At 72.1% G+C, this 18,806-nt stretch carries 17 protein-coding genes; 10 read left to right on the top strand and 7 right to left on the bottom strand.

The features are described from left to right. Window positions 1-63: 63 nt before the first annotated feature. Window positions 64-282 carry a TauD/TfdA family dioxygenase gene (locus ACZ7G3_RS12330; protein ID WP_470925125.1) on the bottom strand — a complete coding sequence of 73 codons (219 nt, stop codon included), beginning with the start codon at window positions 280-282 and terminating at the stop codon, window positions 64-66. Between the two features lie 592 nt (window positions 283-874). Further along, a complete protein-coding gene (locus ACZ7G3_RS12325; protein ID WP_470925124.1) occupies window positions 875-2,185 on the bottom strand; it encodes an MFS transporter in 1,311 nt (436 codons plus the stop codon). Between the two features lie 426 nt (window positions 2,186-2,611). Between ACZ7G3_RS12325 and ACZ7G3_RS12320 the strand changes: the two genes are divergently transcribed. The 4 genes from ACZ7G3_RS12320 (at window position 2,612) to ACZ7G3_RS12305 (ending at window position 6,975) form a co-directional block, all read left to right on the top strand. Continuing rightward, window positions 2,612-3,631, top strand: coding sequence for a FecCD family ABC transporter permease (locus ACZ7G3_RS12320; RefSeq protein ID WP_470925428.1), 1,020 nt, complete (start codon window positions 2,612-2,614; stop codon window positions 3,629-3,631). Between the two features lies 1 nt (window position 3,632). Continuing rightward, complete coding sequence (locus ACZ7G3_RS12315; RefSeq protein WP_470925123.1) at window positions 3,633-4,406, top strand: ABC transporter ATP-binding protein; 774 nt, start codon at window positions 3,633-3,635, stop codon at window positions 4,404-4,406. A 14-nt stretch (window positions 4,407-4,420) separates the two neighbouring features. Then, window positions 4,421-5,431, top strand: coding sequence for an ABC transporter substrate-binding protein (locus ACZ7G3_RS12310; protein WP_470925121.1), 1,011 nt, complete (start codon window positions 4,421-4,423; stop codon window positions 5,429-5,431). A 320-nt stretch (window positions 5,432-5,751) separates the two neighbouring features. Continuing rightward, window positions 5,752-6,975, top strand: a complete 1,224-nt coding sequence (locus ACZ7G3_RS12305) for a hypothetical protein (protein ID WP_470925119.1) — start codon at window positions 5,752-5,754, stop codon at window positions 6,973-6,975. Window positions 6,976-7,423: 448 nt separating this feature from the next. Here ACZ7G3_RS12305 and ACZ7G3_RS12300 read toward each other — a convergent pair whose 3' ends face one another. Continuing rightward, window positions 7,424-8,317, bottom strand: a complete 894-nt coding sequence (locus tag ACZ7G3_RS12300; RefSeq protein ID WP_470925117.1) for a helix-turn-helix domain-containing protein — start codon at window positions 8,315-8,317, stop codon at window positions 7,424-7,426. 360 nt (window positions 8,318-8,677) lie between these two features. On the opposite strand from ACZ7G3_RS12300, the gene ACZ7G3_RS12295 reads away from it, so the two are divergent. Together ACZ7G3_RS12295 and ACZ7G3_RS12290 are read left to right on the top strand one after the other, a co-directional pair. Next, on the top strand, window positions 8,678-9,592 hold the full coding sequence (locus ACZ7G3_RS12295) for an MBL fold metallo-hydrolase (protein ID WP_470925115.1): 915 nt from the start codon (window positions 8,678-8,680) through the stop codon (window positions 9,590-9,592). Window positions 9,593-9,613: 21 nt separating this feature from the next. Continuing rightward, window positions 9,614-11,104: a carboxylesterase/lipase family protein gene (locus ACZ7G3_RS12290; RefSeq protein WP_470925113.1), complete on the top strand. Its 1,491-nt coding sequence runs from the start codon at window positions 9,614-9,616 to the stop codon at window positions 11,102-11,104. A 148-nt stretch (window positions 11,105-11,252) separates the two neighbouring features. On the opposite strand, the gene ACZ7G3_RS12285 is transcribed toward ACZ7G3_RS12290, so the two are convergent. Continuing rightward, the gene (locus tag ACZ7G3_RS12285; RefSeq protein ID WP_470925111.1) at window positions 11,253-11,861 is read right to left on the bottom strand and encodes a TetR/AcrR family transcriptional regulator; all 609 of its coding nucleotides are present in this window, start codon (window positions 11,859-11,861) and stop codon (window positions 11,253-11,255) included. A 94-nt stretch (window positions 11,862-11,955) separates the two neighbouring features. Between ACZ7G3_RS12285 and ACZ7G3_RS12280 the strand changes: the two genes are divergently transcribed. Further along, a complete protein-coding gene (locus tag ACZ7G3_RS12280) occupies window positions 11,956-12,705 on the top strand; it encodes an SDR family oxidoreductase (RefSeq protein ID WP_426597943.1) in 750 nt (249 codons plus the stop codon). Window positions 12,706-12,958: 253 nt separating this feature from the next. On the opposite strand, the gene ACZ7G3_RS12275 is transcribed toward ACZ7G3_RS12280, so the two are convergent. The 3 genes from ACZ7G3_RS12275 to ACZ7G3_RS12265 form a co-directional block, all read right to left on the bottom strand. Further along, window positions 12,959-13,273: a hypothetical protein gene (locus tag ACZ7G3_RS12275; protein WP_470925109.1), complete on the bottom strand. Its 315-nt coding sequence runs from the start codon at window positions 13,271-13,273 to the stop codon at window positions 12,959-12,961. Between the two features lie 249 nt (window positions 13,274-13,522). Continuing rightward, window positions 13,523-14,605, bottom strand: a complete 1,083-nt coding sequence (locus tag ACZ7G3_RS12270; protein WP_470925107.1) for a methyltransferase — start codon at window positions 14,603-14,605, stop codon at window positions 13,523-13,525. 142 nt (window positions 14,606-14,747) lie between these two features. After that, window positions 14,748-15,161 (bottom strand): nuclear transport factor 2 family protein, encoded by a 414-nt coding sequence (locus tag ACZ7G3_RS12265; RefSeq protein WP_470925105.1) that lies wholly within the window; start codon window positions 15,159-15,161, stop codon window positions 14,748-14,750. Between the two features lie 299 nt (window positions 15,162-15,460). On the opposite strand from ACZ7G3_RS12265, the gene ACZ7G3_RS12260 reads away from it, so the two are divergent. The 3 genes from ACZ7G3_RS12260 (at window position 15,461) to ACZ7G3_RS12250 (ending at window position 18,791) form a co-directional block, all read left to right on the top strand. Then, window positions 15,461-16,993 (top strand): HD domain-containing phosphohydrolase, encoded by a 1,533-nt coding sequence (locus ACZ7G3_RS12260; RefSeq protein WP_470925104.1) that lies wholly within the window; start codon window positions 15,461-15,463, stop codon window positions 16,991-16,993. A 330-nt stretch (window positions 16,994-17,323) separates the two neighbouring features. Further along, complete coding sequence (locus ACZ7G3_RS12255; RefSeq protein WP_470925426.1) at window positions 17,324-17,554, top strand: Atu4866 domain-containing protein; 231 nt, start codon at window positions 17,324-17,326, stop codon at window positions 17,552-17,554. Between the two features lie 400 nt (window positions 17,555-17,954). Next, a complete protein-coding gene (locus ACZ7G3_RS12250) occupies window positions 17,955-18,791 on the top strand; it encodes an alpha/beta fold hydrolase (protein ID WP_426597948.1) in 837 nt (278 codons plus the stop codon). The last annotated feature ends 15 nt before the right edge of the window (window positions 18,792-18,806 follow it).

Below are 18,806 nucleotides of genomic sequence, written 5' to 3'. Positions count from 1 at the left end.
CATGACGGCCCGCTCTTCGTCTCCGTGGCCCGGCGAACCGGCCGTACCTCACGTCGCGGTCCTTCAGCGCGCGTCGCTGCTGCGAAGCGTGAGGATGCGGATGGTGCGTTCACCTCGGTGGGCCTCCCGCCCGTGCCGGCAGCGGTAGTTGTCGAGGACGAGGATGTCGCCCTCGGCGAGCCGGAACCGGGGCAGTGACGCTTCGGCGCCGTGCACGGCCTCGCGGAGACGGGCGAGCTGCCGGTCGACGTGTTCGGAGGCCGGGTCGCGGTGGAGGGGCACGCGCCGTCGGTGCGGCGGGCGATGCGCCGGCCGGTGCGGGTGTACTCGACGTGCCGTGCGACGCGCGGCGGGGCCGGCAGTCCGCGCGGTCCGGCCCAGGCGCCGTACAGGTCGACGTCGGTGCCGGTGAGGAAGTCGTACAGCACCGGGTCGGACGTGGCGAGGCCGTCGACGAACGCGTAGGCGTCGAGGACGAAGGAGGCGCCGCCCTCAGGTGCCGGCCGGGCGCACTGGACCAGGACGTGGTCCTCGTCGGGGTGGCGCCGCCGGTGGGGCACCCCGACGATGTCGACGGTGCTGTCGAAGCTGTCCGCGTGCAGGTGGACCAGGCTGCCGTTGTGCGAGGTGCGGACCCGGTGCGGGTACAGCTCGCGCAGGCGGTCGCCGATGACCTGGGCCGCCGCGACCACCAGGGCGTCGGAGGTGTTCCCGTGACCGGTGAGGATCACCGCCCCGTCGCGGGAGAGCAGTCCGGGTGCCTCGCGGACACGGTCCCCAGGGACGCGGGCCGGGGTGATGCCCGGGCCGCGGGCGGGGTTCTCCTGTGAGGGGGAGGACTGAGCGGGTGCGTGCATGCCCACAGGTTGTCCCATCAAGGGGTTGTGCTTCGCCGGGACGGGTCAGGGGCGTCGTGGTGGGCGGGATTCCAGGAGAAGGTGCGGGCGCCGGGGGCGAGGGCGGCGGCGGCCGGTGCCGCGAAGCAGACGACCGCGCAGCCCGCGAGGACCGCCCTGGCGCCGAAGGTGTCGATGGCGGGGGCGATGACGGCGAGTCCGACCGGGGCGAGGCCGTAGGAGAGCAGGAAATCCAGGGAGGAGACCCGGGCCAGCTTGTCCGGGGCGACTTCGCGCTGGGCGGCGGTGAACCACGGGACGTTGAACAGCTCGATGCCGATGCCCGCGACGGCGTAGGAGGCCATCACGACGACCGGGTGCACGGGGAAGACCAGACTGAGCGGGGCGAGTCCGTAGGCCGCGAGGCCGGCCAGGGCGGCCCAGCCGGGGGAGCGCGGGTGCCGGCGGGCGATGAGCAGCGCACCGGCCAGCGCACCGGCGGTGTAGGCGGTCAGCGCACCCGCGAGGACGACTTCGGTGCCGTACTCGTCGCGGCTGACCAGGGGAAGCGCTACGCCGGTCGCGGAGTACCCGGTGGCTATGACGGCGGTCAGAGCGCCCAGGCCGGCCAGGAACCACGGGTGCCTGCGCGCCTCGCGGACACCTTCGGCGAACTCGTCGAGGAACGACGTCCTGCCCGTCCCGGCCGAAGGCTCCGACGCGTCCTCCGCGGTCCCGGAGCGTGCACCACGCCCGGGGACGAACGCGGCGACCAGCCAGAGCACTCCGATGCCCGCGAGCAGTGTCCGGGTGGCCAGGAAGACGGCGAGCAGGGCGGCCAGGGAGGGGCCCACGAGGGTGGTGACCCGCACGGCCAGGGTCATGGCGGCGTTGGCCTGTTGCCTGCGGTCGGCGTCGACCACCTCGGCTGTCAGGGCCTGGTAGGCGGGCCGGCAGGCGCCCTGGCCCGCTCCCGCCACGGCGGCGGCCGCCGCCGTCAGCAGCACCGAGCGGTCCAGACCGACGGCGATCACCGGGGCCGAGAGGCCGGCGGTGAGCCCCGCCCACAGGACCACGCCCCGGCGGGAGTGCCGGTCGGCCAGCACCCCGGCCACGGGCACCGCGGCGAGGAACCCGACCGTGCGTGCCGCGAGGAGCAGACCGAGATCGGTGGCGGCCAGGGTCCGGTCGAAGACGGCGAGGCCGAGCACGAAGGGCAGGGCCCACGTGGCGAGGCCCGACGCGGTGGCACCCGTCCAGAGGCGGAGGAAGGACGGGTCGAGCAGGATCGAACGCCGCCCGGGGCGTGGAGCCTCGACGGAGGAGGGCGGGGTGGAGGGGGTGGGCACGGGCAGGCACTCCTGTCCTGTCGGGGGCGACGGTGAGGACGCGAAGCGGCGTCAACTGCCGGCAGCGACAGTGAGGTTGCGGGACGACGTCGGCCGGTGCGCACGGCGGGCAACGCGGCGGCGCCGTGCCGGACGACACGCTACCGCAGTGATAATCATTTCCATTAGGGTGTCTTCGGTCGATGTCGCGCGGCGGCCGGTTCGGGGGTGCGTGTTCTGTCGCTCCAGACTGCCTGCCGCGTCCGGAGTGTGTGCCGGATTCCCGCTCGTGGTAACGATTTCCATTATCTGGAGGAGGTGAGAGTAGTGCACATGTCTCCGCCCTCGACCTCCGCCTCTGCTGACGGAGGGACGGTCGAACCGGCCGAAGTGCCGGATCCCCGGCCGGTGTCGGCCGCACACCGACTAGCGTCCCGGAAGGCGCTGCTGCTCGTTTGTGCGGTGCTGGCCGCCGTTCTGCTCCTGTCCGTCGTCATCGCCATCGGGCTCGGCCCCGCGGTCGTCACCCCGGGGGAGACCGCTCGTCATCTCTGGGCGGCTCTCAGCGGCGGGCGCGTCGGGGCCGACGAGGTGACGACGTATCAGATCATCTGGCAGATCCGTACACCGCGCGTGCTGCTGGCGGCACTGGTGGGGGCCGGGCTGAGTGCGGTCGGAGTGGCCGTCCAGGCCATGGTGCGCAACGCGCTGGCCGATCCCTTCGTCCTCGGTGTCTCGTCCGGCGCCTCGGTGGGTGCCGTCGGCGTCACGGTCACCGGAGGGCTTGCGGCACTCGGCATCTACGCCGTTTCCGTCGGTGCCTTCGTGGGGGCGCTCGTCGCCTCGCTCCTGGTGTACGCCGCCGCCTCCGTCCGGGGCGTGCTGTCACCGCTGCGCCTCGTGCTGACGGGCGTGGCCATGTCCCTGGGGTTCCAGGCTGTCATGAGCCTGACCATCTACTTCGCGCCGGACAGCGAGGCGACGAGCATGGTCCTGTACTGGACCATGGGCAGTTTCGGTGCCGCGACCTGGGGCGCGCTGCCGGTCGTCTCCGCGGTGGTGACCGTCGGACTCGTGGCCCTGTACCGGTACGGGCGGGTGCTGGACGTCCTCTCCCTCGGCGACGAGACCGCCGCGAGCCTCGGCTTCGATCCCGACCGGTACCGCAAGGTGCTGCTGGTACTCGTCTCGCTCGTCACGGGCGTCATGGTCGCCGTGAGCGGTGCCATCGCCTTCGTCGGGCTCGTCATGCCGCACGTGGTGCGGATGGCCGTCGGTGCCACGCACGCCCGGGTGCTCGCCGTGGCCCCACTGATCGGCGCGATCTTCATGGTGTGGGTGGATCTGGCGGCGCGAACCCTGGTGGCCCCGCGCGAGCTGCCGCTCGGGGTCATCACCGCGCTCGTGGGAGTGCCCGTCTTCATCACCCTGATGCGCCGCAGGGGCTACACGTTCGGAGGACGCTGACGTGGACCTGAGACTGGACGCGCTCTCCGTGGTGACGGACGGCAGGAGTCTCGTGCGAGGGCTGTCCCTGGAGGTGCCGGACGGTCAGGTCGTGGGGCTGGTGGGGCCCAACGGGAGCGGCAAGTCCACCGCGCTGCGGTGCGTGTACCGCGCGCTGCGGCCCAGTTCGGGAACCGTCTGGGTGGGCGAGCAGGACCTGGCGGGGCTTCCGCCGCGCCACAGTGCCCGCACCGTCGCGGCCATGACCCAGGACGGCGGCGTCGACTTCGACTTCACGGTCGAGGAGGTCGTCGCCCTCGGACGCGCGCCCCACCTGCGCGGCAACCAGGCGCTCAGCGCCCGGGAGCGCGACCTGTGTGCGCGGGCGATGGACCAGCTCGACATCGGACACCTCGCGCACCGCGGCGTCCTGACCCTGTCGGGCGGCGAGCGCCAGCGCGTCCTGCTGGCCCGGGCGCTCGTGCAGGAACCGAAGATCCTCGTACTGGACGAGCCGACGAACCACCTGGACGTCCGCCATCAGGTCGGCCTGCTCTCGCTTCTGCGGGATTCCGGGCTCACCGTCCTCGTCGTCCTGCACGACCTCAACCTCGCGGCGGCGGCCTGCGACCGGCTCGGCGTGCTCTCCCGCGGTCGCCTGGTGGCCTCCGGCGCGCCCGCGGAGGTGCTCACGACCCAGCTGGTCGGTGACGTCTTCGGCGTCAGGGCGAGCGTCGTCGCCCACCCGCTGACCGGGGACCCCCAGCTGCTGTACTCGCTCGACTCCACCTGCTGAAAGGCTGCTCACGCATGCGTACGTCCCAAACCCCCGGCACGTTCCGCCGGCCGGCCGCTCTCGGGACCGCCCTGGCGGCCGTGCTGGTGCTCGGCGGGTGCGGCGCCGAGGTCGAGTCGGACGCGGAGGAGTCCGGCAAGGTCACCGTCAAGCGCTGCGGTGAACCGGTGCAGTACACGGTGCCCGAACGCGCTGTCGCCTACGAAGGCGGCAGCGCGGACAAGCTGTTCGCCCTCGGCCTGACCGATCACGTGTACGGCTATGTGATGCCGCCCGCGAACCCGCCGGTGAGCGAGTCCCCGTGGGCGTCCGAGTACGCCAAGGTGAAGATGCTCAGCGACGACCTCCTCAACAAGGAGGTCGTCGTCGAGGCCGAGTCCGACTTCGTCGTGGCCGGCTGGAACTCCGGTTTCAAGGATGAGCGGGGCATCACACCCGCGATCCTGGACAAGCTCGGCATCCAGAGCTTCATGCACACCGAGAGCTGCTTCAACTACCCGGGTCACCCCGAGAGGATGAGCCCCTTCGAGGCCCTCTACTCCGACTTCGAACGGCTCGGAGCGATCTTCCGGGTCGAGGAGAAGGCCGAGGAAGTCGTCGACGGGTTGAAGAAGCGCGTGAAGGCGGTCGAGGCCAAGGCCCCGGAGAGTGATCCGGTGCCCGTCTTCCTCTACGACTCCGGCACCGACCAGCCGTTCACCGCGGGCAACCAGGTGCCCCCCAACGACATCATCGGGACGGCGGGCGGCCGGAACATCTTCGACGGCCTCGACGAGCGCTGGACCCAGGTCAACTGGGAATCCGTCGCGGCGGCCGAACCCGAGGTCGTCGTCATCCTCGACTACGGTGACCTGCCCGCCGAGAAGAAGATCGACTTCCTGAAGAAGTCCCCTCACACGAGAGGGCTCCCCGCCGTGAAGAAGAACAACTTTTTCATCCTCGACTACAACGAGGGCATCAGCGGCCCCCGCACCATCGACGGCCTGGAGAAGTTCGCCGCCTACCTGCGCGGACTCGAGGGCTGAGACACCCCGCGCCACGGCCTGCCCGGCCGGGGCGGAACGCCCGCCCGCCCGGCAGGCCGCACTCGGGCACGGGCGCGTGCCACCCCGTCGTGTGACGAGAAGGCCCCATGGACCGCTGAGTGATCGGCCAGGCTCTGCCGGCGCCGCAAGTCCCCCGTCCGCACGGACAGAGCGAGCCGGCCGGCCGGACCGGAAGCCCGGCCGGCCGGACCGGAAGCCCGGCCGGCCGGACCGCAAGCCCGGTCGGTCGGCCGACGTGGAGCCGGAGAGCGCGGGCGGGCGTCCTTGGTGGTAAGCAACCACCACGGAGGGGTAACCCGATGGATCAGCGAACGTCCGACCGCACCGCCGACGCGACCACCGAGTTCGAGAGGGACGTCGTCAAGCTGCTGCTGGAGACGATGCGCGCGGTGGCCAAGCAGGACCGTGAGGACGTCGGTACGGAAGGCCTGTTGTACGCACTCGTGTCGGGTGACTGGGCCGCAGGCTCGGCGATCGCCCCCGGTATGAAGGCCTCCGGCTCACTCGGCGGCTCGATCGCAGGCCGGGGGACCTCGGTGTGGATCAGTGGGGACGCCGGAGACGGCGCGGTGGGGAGTCCGGACGACGAGCGGGAGATCGACGCCTGCTGGCGGGAGGTCCGGCAGGAGGAGGCCAAGAGGCTGCGCTGGAAGAACCGGAAGGAGGAGGAGCCGGAGAGCTTCGCACTCCCTCCGATGACCGCCGCGTTGCGCACCTGTCTGCGCAGGGCGCTGGAGGCGGCACGGGAAGAGGGCACCGTTTCCGTACGCGTCCGCCACGTGGCGCGAGCCCTGGTGGAGCTGCCCGATACGCGTGCCCGCGAGGCCATGGTGGTGGAGAAGCTGGACGTCTCGGCGGCCTCGGCCCGGCTCGACGCGCTGCGGGGGAGCGACGAGGCGCCGGAGCCCGGTCCGGTGCTGATGATGCGCAAGGCCGGAACGTTCGGGAAGAGCGGTAATCCACTGACCCGGAAGTTCATCGCCTGGGTATTCGGGGGCGGCGCCGGGTTCGGCTCCGCGGTCGTCGGCGCGGTGCGCTCGGAGGCACAGCGGAGTGCGGTGCGGCGCGGGGCGCCGGAGACGGAAGCGGTCGATGTGCTGCTGGGGATCCTGGCGCTGGACCGGTCGTTGACCGTCGCGGAGCGTGAGCTGCCCGAGGAGCTGACGGGAGCGAACCGGGGGGCGGAACTCCTGCGCCGACACGGCGCACGGCAGGGTGCCGTCGCCCGGGTGCTGCTTCCCTCCACCGGGGTCGCGGAGGGGGTGCCCCCGGAGGTCGCCGGCTCCGCCGAGTTCGAGCGACGGCTCCTGCACGTCACGCAGTTCACCGCCTCCGCCCAGGGCTCGCCGACGGTCGGCACGACTCATCTGCTGGCGGCCCTGCTGGACGAGACCGGGACGGACCCGGAGTCCGCGGCGGAGGTCGGGCGGGTGCTGACGGAGAGCGGGGTGGACGTCGACGGGCTGCGGGCGGAGCCGGAGCTTCGGGTCCCGGTCCCCGGAGGAGCGGCACAGGGAGACTGAGACGGCCGCGGTTCACCCACGCGTACGACGAGGGCGGCTGTCGGGGGCGCCGCCACTCGTACGGAGGAAGCCATGGGCCCGGCGGTGCGGCCGTGGAGGCTGCCGCAACGCCGCAACGCCGGGCCGCCGGGCTGCCGCAACGCCGCACCGCCGCAACGCCGCACCGCCGGGCCGCCGGGCTGCCGCACCGCCGGGCCGCCGGGCTGCCGCACCGCCGGGCCGCCGGGCTGCCGGGCTGCCGCACCGCCGCACCGCCGGGCTGCCGCGAGAGCGTGGAACGGACAGGACGCACGGGACGGTTCGGCCGGCCGGCCCGGGAGAGTGCGCGTCACCGCCGGGGGTCTTCAGGGGCGGTCCACCGCGGTTGCCGCGCTCGTCGTTCTCCGGGTGCCCCCGGGCGGTCCTCCCGCTGGAGGAGGTGAGTTCCGTTGTGTCGCGTCCGATGGCTTCACCGAGCGGGACCGGGAGCGGGGCGCTCCAGACGGGCGGACGGGGCGGTCGCCCGGGAGAGCAGGTGGAGTGCGGCCTGCGACGGGGAGTCGGGTTCGGCGATGGCGAGCACGATGTGCCGTTCCTCGTCCTGCGGGGGACGCAGGCTCTGCTGCGTCACGGTGAGGCTGCCGACCAGCGGGTGGTGCATCTCGTACGTCGCGGAGTCACAGGGACTGACCCTGTGATCGGCCCACATGGCGGCGAACTCCGGACTCCTCATGGTCAACTCGCCGACGAGTGAGGTGAGCAGCGTGTCGTCGGGGTGTCGGCCGGCCGTCATACGGAGGTTCTCGACGACCGCCCTCGCCTTGCTCGGCCAGTCGGCGTACAGCGCGCGGGTGTGGGGGTCGAGGAAGACGAGGCGGGCCAGGTTGGGGCGGTCGCCGGGCTCCGCCGGGCCGGCCGGGTCGATGTGGGAGGCGAACAGCGCGTGTCCCATCCGGTTCCAGGCCAGTACGTCACCGCGCCGTCCGCTGACGAGGGCGGGGACGTCACCGAAGGCCGTCAGGAGGTTGAAGGTCGCCGCGTCGGCGTGTTCGGCGGGCGGGCGGCGGACGACCGTACGCCGCTTCGCGCTGTCCGCCAGGTCGTGGAGGTGACGCTGCTCGGCCTCGTCCAGGCGCAGCGCCCGGCTGATGGCGTCGAGGACCTCCGGTGAGGCGCCCACGGACTGGCCCTGTTCCAGACGGGTGTAGTACGAGGAACTCACGCCGGCCAGCAGTGCCAGTTCTTCACGGCGCAGACCGGGCACCCGGCGCCGGTCCCCGTAGTCCGGCAGCCCCACGTCCTCGGGGCGCAGCTGAGCCCGCCGGGTCTGCAGGAAGTTCCCGAGTTCTCGCTGTCCGCTCATGGGACCCAGTATGTGGATCCCGCCGGCCGGGAGCCTGACCCGGCCAGGGATAGGCACCGCCGGGTCTGGCTCGGCCGCCGTGATGCCGCTGACATGGGTCCCGCACCGTTCACCTGCTGCGACGACGGCACGCCCCGCGCAGCGCACATCTCCTGAGGACGACCCCATGACCGAGATCTCTGATTCGATCTCTGATTCCTCGGCGGGCCCCGGCGAAGCCGGCGGCGAGGCACCGGACCGCACCGCCGAGCGAGGCGGCACCACCAGCCCCTGACGCCGGGGCAGCATCCCCCGCCCCGCCCCGCCACGACAGCCGTCCCGCCGGACGGACCTCACGCGAAACACATTGGGAGACCGACCGTGAACACCATCACCCTGGGTGACGTCACCCTCACCCGTGTCCGGGAGTACTTCGGACCCGTGGACATGACTCCCGAGACGTTCTTCCCGGACAGCCCCGCGAGGGCGTGGGAAGAACACCGCACCATGCTGGTCCCGGACTTCCTGGCCGACGACACCCGGATCGTCAACTCGGCGATCCAGACCTGGCTGCTGCGCAGCGAGGGCAGGACCATCCTCGTCGACACCGGCGTCGGCAACCACAAGGAGCGCCCGTACGCCCCTGTGTGGAGCCGGATGGACACCGGATTCCTCGACAACCTCGCCCGCGCCGGGGTCCGCCCCGAGGACGTGGACATCGTGATCAACACACACCTTCACATCGATCACGTCGGCTGGAACACGTATCTCGACGGGCGTACGTGGGTCCCCACCTTTCCCAACGCCACCTACCTGATGCCGAAGGACGACTTCGACTTCTGGAACCCGGAGAACGGCCACGAGAGCGTACTCGGCCGCGGCAACCAGAACGTGTTCGAGGACAGCGTCCTCCCGGTGCACCGGGCCGGCCAGGCACTGCTGTGGGAGGACGGCCACCAGATCGACGCCGCTCTGCGCCTGGAACCCGCCCCGGGCCACACCCCCGGCTCCTCCGTGCTGACCCTCACCTCCGGGACGGACCGCGCGGTCTTCGTCGGCGACCTGCTGCACAGTCCGGTGCAAATCCTCGAACCGGACTCCAACAGCTGCTTCTGCGAGGACCCCGCGCAGGCGCGCGCCACCCGTCACAAGGTGCTGGGCCGGGCAGCGGACGACAACGCGCTCGTCATTCCCGCGCACCTGGGCGGCCACGGCGCCGCTCAGGTGGTGCGCGACGGCAGCAGGTTCGCCGTCAAGGGCTGGGCCCCCTTCACCCCGTACACCGAACAGGGCTGAGCCCTGCGGAAAGGCACTCCCGTGAACCAGCACACCGACCCCGTCGTCACCACGACGCGGGGATCCGTACGCGGCCTGCGCCAGGGCGGCGTCACCACGTTCCTGAACATCCCCTACGCCGCCCCGCCCCGCGGCGCCGGCCGGTTCGCGGCGCCCCGCCCGCACGAGCCGTGGGGCGGCGTACGGGACGCCACGAGGCCGGGGCCCAACGCCCCGCAGGCCGAACGCAGGCTCGGCCGCGTGGACATGTCCCCCTACTTCGGGGACGGTTGGCACCGTGGCGAGGACTACCTCACGGTCAACGTGTGGACACCGGCCGACGCGGACGGTGACCTGCCCGTCATGGTGTTCGTCCACGGCGGTGGATTCGTCGCGGGGTCGACGAGGTCCGCGCTGTACGACGGCTCCGCCTTCGCCCGCGACGGAGTCGTCCTCGTCACCCTCAACTACCGGCTAGGCACAGCGGGGTTCCTCGACCTTCCCGGAGCGCCCGCCAACCGGGGCCTGCTCGACGTCGTGGCCGCGCTGCGCTGGGTACGGGACAACATCGCCGCCTTCGGTGGCGCCCCGCACAACGTCACCCTCTTCGGCCAGTCGGCGGGAGCAACCGTCGTCGGGGGAGTCCTGGCCGCTCCCGAGGCCGCGGGACTGTTCCGCCGGGCGATCGTCCAGAGCGGCAGCGGCCTGGGCGCGTTCACGACCGAGCAGGCCGCCCGCGTCACCAGGGCGGCGGCCCGGGTCCTGGGCGTCGAGCCGCACGTCGACGCCTTCGCGGAGATCCCGGACGAGCGCCTGGTGGAAGCGGCCTCCGCACTCGCCGGCACGGACCTGCGGACGGCTGCGCACCACGACCCGCTGATCGGGCTCAGCCCCTTCAGCCTGGTCCTGGACACCCAGCCGGCCGTATCCGTCGCCGCGGGCCTCGGTGCCGGCGTCGATCTGCTCGTCGGCACCAACACGGAGGAGGGAAACCTCTACCTGGTCCCGGTGGACGCGTACGCCACCTCGACCCGTGCGGACGTCGACGCCGTCGCGGCACGCGCGCATCCCGATCCGGTCCGGCTCGTGGAGACGTACCGCAGGACCCGCCCGAGGGCGTCCTACGGCGAGCTGCGGTCCGCCGTCATGGGCGACGCCCTGTTCGGCGCGGGCAGCCGGGCCCTTGCCGACGCACACGCCGACCGGTCCGGTGCCGCCACCTACCGCTACGAGTTCGCGTGGCGCTCCCACGCCCTGGACGGACAGCTCGGCGCCGCCCACGCGGTGGAGCTGCCCTTCGTCTTCGATCTCACGCGGCTGCCCGGGTTGCACGGTGCCCATGCCCTGCTCGGCCCCGACAGTCCACCCGCCGATCTCGCTCCCCGCGTGCACGGGGCATGGATCCGGTTCGCCGCGACGGGCGATCCCGGCTGGGACCCGTACGGCCCCGAGCGCCGGGCCACCATGCGCGTCGACGCGGACTGGACCCAGATCGACGACCCTCGCGGCCAGGAACGACAGGCATGGAACTGACCCGGCACGCACGACGCGCTCCTTCGCGCGGTGAGCTGTGGGCAGGGCGTGGGCGGTCCCACGCGGGGCCCGGCCTTCGCGGTCGAACACCGCGCTGCCTCCGGTTGCCGGGCGGTCCTCAGCCGGGTGGCCCTCAGCCGGGTTGTCCTCAGGTGAGCGGCCAGTTGCGCAGGGCGGCGTCGGCCATCTCCTGGAGTTCGTCGCGGGTGACACCGCTCGCGGCTTGCACGGAGATGCCGAACGCCAAGGTGGTGACGTAGCGGGCCAGCAGTCCCGGATCGGTCCCGGGAGGCAGTTCGCCTTCGTCGACGGCCCGCTGGAACCGCTCGCGCACGCGGGAGCAGCCGTCGTTGCGCCAGGCGGCGAGCAGGTCGCGGACGTCGTGCCCGGGGTCGCTGGTGGCCAGGGCTCCATGGACGCCCAGGCATCCATGGGGACCGGCCGGGCGGGTGGTGGTCCGGACGGTGCCGGCCAGGACCGCGGTGGCGACGCCGAGGGCGGTCGGCTCCTCAAGAGCCCGGGTCAGGTAGGCGCCGGGGCCTTCGGTGTAACGCTCCAGGGCCTTGCGGAACAGCTCCTCCTTGTTGCCGAAGGCCGCGTACATGCTGGTGGTGGAGATGCCCATCGCCCGGGTCAGGCCGGACAGGCTGGCCCCTTCGTAGCCGTGCTCCCAGAAGACCACCATGGCGCGCTCGAGAGCCTCGTCGGTGTCGAATCCCCGCGGCCGGCCGACGGGGCCGCTCTGTTTGGTTCCCACCCCCGCAGCCTACCTCTTCCGCATCGAGCGATACGGAAGTGCTACTGTTCGACTTCCGCATCGATCGATGCAGAAACCGAAGGGGGTTGTTCACATGGGACTGCTGGAGGGCAAGACCGCTCTGGTCACCGGCGGCGGCAGCGGAATCGGCCTGGCCAGTGCGGTACGGCTGGCGGCCGAGGGCGCACACGTGTTCATCACCGGCCGACGCAAGACCGAACTCGACGCGGCCGTCGAAGTGATCGGATCATCGGCCACCGCGTTGACCGGCGACATCTCGGACCTGGCCGACCTGGACCGCCTGTACGAGACGATCCGCGGCCGGGGGCGGGGCCTGGACGTACTGTTCGCGAACGCCTCCGTCGCCGAGTTCCTGCCGCTCGAGCAGGTCACCGAAGAACACTTCGACACTCTCTTCGGTATCAACGCCCGGGGCACGCTGTTCACCGTCCAGAAGGCGCTGCCACTGCTCAACGACGGCGCGTCGGTGATCTTGAACGGCTCCACCAACGAGGACGTCGGCGCGGAGGCGTTCGGCGTGTACGCGGCGACCAAGGCCGCCACCCGATCGTTCGCCCGGACCTGGGCCAACGAACTCAAGGGGCGCGGCATCCGGGTCAACACCATCACGCCCGGCCCGACCGACACCCCCGGTCTGTCGGGGCTCGCCCCCGATCCGGAGCAGGCCGCCGGTTTCAGGCAGCACCTGGCGACGCAGGTGCCGCTGGGCCGGCTCGGGCGCCCGGAGGAGATCGCCGCCGCCGTGGCCTTCCTCGCCTCCGGGCAGAGCAGCTTCATCACCGGTTCGAGCCTGTACGTCGACGGTGGCATGAACCAGATCTGAGTTCCTCACCGCACGACCGGTGAGGACGGAGGTGCCCGGCCGACCGGGTTCGCCCAGGCGGCGAGCCCGGTCGGCCTCGATCGCCGGACGGCCGGGCGGTCAGCTGGACGCCGTATCGATCACGCGGTTCGCCGACGACGGCGAGGGCGAGGGCGAGGGCGAGGGCGGGATCACGGACCCGTGCGACGAGCACCCGCCTCGGCGCGCGGCTGACCCGGCGGATTACGGAACGCCGGGGTGGACGGGGCGGAGCTCACGCGTCGATCTCCCGGTGGGAGGAGCGCCGATCGGCGCGTGTGCCCCGGAAGGACATGATTCCCCGGTAGGCCGACGCGACGAGCGCGGCGAACAGGACGTTCACGCTGACCATGAAGGTCCACTCGGCCGGCGGCCGCCCGGTGCCCGCGGCCGACTCCAGCGCCGAGAACAGCTCCCTGCCCGCGGGGTAGAAGGCGGCACACAGGAGGACGAAGAGCCAGAACGGCTGCTTCTCCAGCGGTTTGGACCACACCACGACGGCAAGGGCCAGGGCGGCCACCAGGGCGGTGAGAACATCGATTCGATCCATGTGACGATCCTTTCGCCCCGGGGACGACGCGGCGTCGGCCACCGGGAGGAACACCGTCTAGGCCGCAGGACATAGAGCGTCGGCACGGCGCCCGGAACCGGCCCGGCACGCTTCCCCCGGTGGCAAGGACTTCAGGTGCCCGCGGAAGGTGCCGGAGCCGGGGCTGCCTCGCCCACACGAACGCGAGGACCGAGTCGACCGCCACGGACGTGTCACGGACGTGTCCGCGGCTTCGCGGAGGCCGGTTCTTCAGGGCACCAGCCGCAGCGTCCTGAGCGCGGGTTCGGTGGGGGCGAGTTCCAGGACGGAGACCAGGGACGCGGACGACATCGTCCTGACCGGCTTCAGGCCGGCCCGCTCGAAGAGGTTCTCGAATTCGTCGAGGCTGCGCTCGCGTCCGGTCGACAGGGCCATCATGTTGAGGTCCATCAGCGGCTCCAGGCCGGGTCGGCCCACCTCGTCCACGACGAGCTCCATCACCAGCACGCGTCCGCCCGGCTCGAGCGCCTCCCGGCAGTTGCGCAGGATGCGCACGCAGGCGTCGTCGTCCCAGTCGTGCAGGACGAACTTCAGCAGGTACAGGTCCCCGGACGGCACCTCCTCGAAGAAGTCACCGCCGACGAAGGTGAACCGGTCCGTGACGCCCAGGACCGACGCGGAGGCTTCCGCCTCGGCGCTCACGTGCGGAAGGTCGAGAACCATCCCGGTCAGTCCGGGATGCCGCCGCATGAGCGTCTGGACGAGGTTGCCGCCGGCGCCGCCGACGTCCACGACGACTTCGGTGCCCTCGACCTCGATCACGTCGGCCAGCTGATGGGCCAGGCCGTGCGTCATGGCCGTCATGGCGTTGGTGAAGACCCCGGCTTCGTACGGGACGGTGGCAAGCCAGTCGAAGAAGGGGGCGCCGAGGGCGGCTTCGGCCTGGGTGGTGCCGGTGCGGATCGCGTCCGACAGCCGCCCCCAGGGCAGCCAGTGCGACTCGGCGCCGCCCCACAGGGCCAGGTCCCGCAGGGAACCCGGGACGTCGCTGCGCAAGGTGTCCAGCAAGGACGTACTGACGAACCGTTTCCCGTCCGTCGACGAGGCGAGCCCGAGGGAAGCGCACGCCCGCAGGAACCGGAAGGTCGAGTCCGGGTCCAGTGACTCCGCCGCGGCCACTTCCGCAGGCGTGGCACCGCCGGCCCGCAGGTGGTCGGCGATGCGCAACTCGGCCGCTGTGCGCACCACTTGGGTCACCCAGTACCCGGTCATCATCTGGAGCATTCGCCCCGTGTCATCCACCGGCGGCTCGGTGGAGCCCGCCGCGACGAAATCATGCTCGAACAAGGTCATGTGCTGCGTCTTTCGATTGGAGAGGTCGTTTGAAGAGATCGATTGGAGAGATCCAGAAATGGTCCACGAGGGGGCGGAGCCGGGAACGTCCGACCGGATCGGCCCGGAGCGACGTTCCGCTCGGCCGGCGGGGAGAGCCGGTTCACATCGCGGCGACCATGGTGTGGGTGTCGAGGACGGTCTCGAAGTGCACGGGGACGCCGTCCGGCAGCCGCCACACATGCACGAAACGGGTCCTCATCGGCTTCCCGGTCACCAGATTCCGGCCGCTGTAGTGGCCGAGTGCGATGACACGGTCCCCGGCGTCCAGGATCTCCGCAGGGGTGACGGTGAAGTCGTGCCACTCGCTGACGAAACGGGCGAACACGTTCTCGAGCACCTCCTCACGTCCCCGGTACGTGCCTCCGTAGTGCAGACCCGGCGTAACGACCCATTCGATCCGCTCGTCGAGTCCCGCGAGCAGCGCGGTGACGTCCCCTTGGGCGAGCGAGCCGTACAACGCTTCCACCACCGCGCGCCCGGTGGTGGTGTGTTCGTCGTGGTGGTGCGTGGTCATGCGGTACCTCCGTGCTGTGTGGATGAGCGGCCGGCGCGTTCCGGCAGCCCGCCGCCCGGGCACGGAACGCGGGTCCGAGCGCTGCGGCCGAGCTCGCGCCCCGCCTCCGCAGATCCTTCTCGTGCACCGGCCGACGCACATCGGCTGATCGACCTATGTCGCTGGTCCACCTGCCTCGCGGGGATGTTCGCCCTCCTCGCACCGCGGCCGCCGGTGCGCGTCCTGCGCGCGTCCAGTGCGCGCGGGGGAGCCGTGCGGGCACGTCCGAGGCGCTGGTCAGGGGCGGTTACGCTGGAGCGGTGGAAGAGGTTCGTCTGGCCGAGGTACTGGCGGCACTGTCCCTGACGACCGACCTGGCCGCGGGCATGACCTTCGAGAAAGGCCTGCGTACCTGCGTCGTCGCCACGGTGTTCGCCCGGGACGTCCTCGCGGGCGACCGGGAGACCTGCCGGGCGGTCTACGAGACGGCACTGCTGCGCTCGGTCGGCTGCACGTCGTTCGCGCCCGAGCTCGCGGCGGTCTTCGGCGACGAGGTGGCGTTCCAGAGTGCGCTGAAGCACCTCGACCCGGGGGACGACGTGCCCATGTCCGAGCAGTTGTTCCGGCTCGGCGGCTGGACGCGGGAGAAGGCCCGGCGGTTGGCGGACACGTTCACCGAGGTGCTGCCCACGGTCGGGGTGGAGGCCATGCGCAACGGCTGCGAGGCCAGTCGGGCGCTCGGTTCGGGCCTCGGCGTGCTGCCGCGGACCCTCGCGGCGTTGGACGACGTGTACGAGCGTTGGGACGGACGGGGAATCCCCCTGGGAACCGCGGGTGAGCGCGTTTCCTTCGCCGCTCGTGTCGTCCACGTGGCCGAACAGGCGGTTCTGGCCCATGCGAGAGGCGGCGAGCCGGCCGCGGTCGCGCAGGTGGTCAGGCGCGCGGGCGGTCACCTCGATCCCGAACTGGCGCGTGCGTTCGCGGCCGGCGCCGCGAAGGTGCTCGCCCCGCTCCGGGAGCCCGACGCCGTCGCCTCCACGGTGGCCGCCGAGCCGCCGCCGTACGTCACGGTGTCCGCCGAGGAGGTCTCCGACCTGTGCGCGGTCCTCGGCAGGTTCGTGGACCTCAAGGGCAAGTGGCTGGTCGGCCACAGCGAGCACGTCGCGCGGCTGGCGGAGAGCGCCGGCCGGCTGGGAGGCCTCGCCGCCGACGAGGTGACCCGGCTGCGTCGCGCGGCCCTGCTGCACGATCTGGGGCGGGCCGGGATCTCCGCCGACGTGTGGGACCGGACCGGTCCGTTGAGCACCGCTGACATGGAGCGGGTGCGGATGCACACGTACTGGACCCAGCGAGTGCTGGAGCGCGTGCCCGCGCTCGCTCCGCTGGCGCCGATCGCCGCCGCACACCATGAGCGCGTCGACGGCAGTGGCTACCACCGCGGTGAGCTCGGCACCCGTACCTCTCCCGCGGCCCGTATCCTCGCCGCCGCCGACGTGTTCGCCGCACTGACCGAGCCGCGGGCGCACCGGGGCGCCTTCAGCGTCGACGAAGCCGTCGGGCACCTGACGCGCGAGGCGGACTCCGGCACCCTGGACCGCGCCGCCTGCGAACTCGTGATCCGGGCCGCGGGCGGACAGCCGTCCCGGCCCCGCCGTCCGGCCGGGCTCACACCGCGGGAGGTCGAAGTGCTGCGACTGGCCGCCCGCGGACTGACCAACCACCAGATAGGCGCGGAGCTGTCCATATCGAGCCGCACCGTGGGCCACCACCTCGGGCACATCTACGACAAGACCGGGCGGCGCACCCGGGCCGGGGTGGCTGTCTTCGCCATGGAGCAGCAGCTTCTGCCCTGACCGTCGACCGGCCCTCGCCGTCGCGGACGCCCCCTCGACGGGGCGAGCCACGGCACCGGGCCGCGCCCGGCCTGGGAGCACTGGGACCTGGAACCTGGAACCTGGAGCAAGGCTCCCAGCCGCTCGGGAGCCTGGCCTGCGCGCCATGACAACCTCGAAACCGGGCGACCACCTGCGGAGCAGGCGCGCCCAGGTGACGCCGTCCGACGTCGGTCTGCCCCCAGGGCGGGCGGCGGCGCGTGCCCGGCCCTCACCGCGTGCGCCTCGGCACCGGACAGCGGGAGACTCCCGGGCCCGGCCGTGGACATCCCGCCGCGCACGTACGCCGGGATGTGGGTGACCGCGGACGGCCACATCCGCCAGGAACTGCTCCCGAACGGCCGCTACGACGAGGCCCGGGGCAACCGCCGGAGCGCCTGCACCGGCCGCTGCACCGTCACCGGCAACCACCTCGACCACGTCGACGACTCCGGCTTCACCGCCACCGGCGACGTCCGCGACGGCGTTCTCTGCCACGAGCACCTCGTGCTCTACCGCGAGGACGACCCGCGCGCCCGGTAGGGAGCCCGAGCATGACCGGCATCCCGCGTCAGGCGACCTCGCCCGCCACCACTGCGAGAGCCCTGCCGAGCGCGAACGGACGGCAGGGCTCTCGCCTTCGTACGGTGGTCAAGCGGGCCGGAGGGCCCGGCAGGACGGTGTGGGCCGAGTGGATCCTCGCGACTTCCGCATGAGCTCATGGGCGGGCGCGTACGTCGCGGCGCTCGGGCGGCGCGGGGAGCTTCGAGCGGTTGCGCCGCACGCCATCGTCACGCAGTCGCGGGCGCTGCCGGTGGTCGCTGCGAGGCTCCCGCAGTGCTTCGTCACCCCTCCTGGCCGCGCCGGAGAATCCGCCGTTGACAAGGTTGGCTAATGACATTAGCTTTTAGCTAACAAGGTTAGCCAGGATCTGGGGGATGCCATGACCGAGTACCTTGCCGTCGACGGCGGCACGATCGCTTACGAGGTGACGGGGTCCGGCCCCCTGATCGTCCTCGCGCACGGCATGGGCGACAGCCGTGCCGCGTACCGTGCTGTGATCCCGCCGCTGGTGGCGGCGGGCTACCGGGTCGCCGCGGTCGATCTGCGCGGCTGCGGGGAGTCCAGCGCGGACTGGCCGGCCTGGAGCCGCACCGACATCGCCGGCGACCTGCTCGCGGTGGTCCGTCACCTGGGCGGCCCGGCCGTGCTCGTCGGCCACTCGGTCTCCGGCGGTGCCGCCACCATCGCCGCGGCGCGGGAACCCTCGCTGATCACCTCGGTGGTCGAGCTGGCGCCGTTCACCCGCAAGCAGTCGGTCCGCCTCGGCGACCTGCGCGTGAGGCGTTTCCGTCAGGGCATGCTCCGGCTGCTCGGCGCAGGGGCGTTCGGCAGCGTGCCGCTCTGGCGCTCGTACCTCGACGTGGCCTACCCCGGCGTGAAGCCGGCCGACTGGGCCGAGCGGCTCGGCCGCATCGACTCCCTGCTGCGCGAGCCGGGCCGGATGAAGGCCATGCAGGGCATGGGCCGCTGCGCCCCGACCGACGCCGGCGCGCAGCTCGGCAACGTCCGCTGCCCGGTCCTGGTCGTGATGGGCACGCTCGACCCCGACTGGGCCGACCCGCACTCCGAGGGTTCGGCGATCGTGGACGCCCTGCCGTCCGGCCTCGGCCGCCTCGAGATGATCGAGGGCGCCGGGCACTACCCGCACGACCAGTTCCCCGACCAGGTGGTTTCGCTCGTGCTCGCCTTCATCCGGACGGAGGCCGCTCGTGCCTAGGGCCGGCCTGGACCC

This window comes from Streptomyces sp. NPDC037271 (assembly GCF_055603605.1).
This window is presented reverse-complemented; position numbering and strand designations above follow the sequence as displayed.

Coding starts and splice junctions, on each gene's coding strand:
- ACZ7G3_RS12265 (WP_470925105.1), bottom strand. CDS start 15,161: ATGACCACGCACCACCACGACGAACACACCACCACCGGGCGCGCGGTG.
- ACZ7G3_RS12300 (WP_470925117.1), bottom strand. CDS start 8,317: ATGAGCGGACAGCGAGAACTCGGGAACTTCCTGCAGACCCGGCGGGCT.
- ACZ7G3_RS12305 (WP_470925119.1), top strand. CDS start 5,752: ATGGATCAGCGAACGTCCGACCGCACCGCCGACGCGACCACCGAGTTC.
- ACZ7G3_RS12255 (WP_470925426.1), top strand. CDS start 17,324: ATGTGGGTGACCGCGGACGGCCACATCCGCCAGGAACTGCTCCCGAAC.
- ACZ7G3_RS12280 (WP_426597943.1), top strand. CDS start 11,956: ATGGGACTGCTGGAGGGCAAGACCGCTCTGGTCACCGGCGGCGGCAGC.
- ACZ7G3_RS12275 (WP_470925109.1), bottom strand. CDS start 13,273: ATGGATCGAATCGATGTTCTCACCGCCCTGGTGGCCGCCCTGGCCCTT.
- ACZ7G3_RS12270 (WP_470925107.1), bottom strand. CDS start 14,605: ATGACCTTGTTCGAGCATGATTTCGTCGCGGCGGGCTCCACCGAGCCG.
- ACZ7G3_RS12310 (WP_470925121.1), top strand. CDS start 4,421: ATGCGTACGTCCCAAACCCCCGGCACGTTCCGCCGGCCGGCCGCTCTC.
- ACZ7G3_RS12250 (WP_426597948.1), top strand. CDS start 17,955: ATGACCGAGTACCTTGCCGTCGACGGCGGCACGATCGCTTACGAGGTG.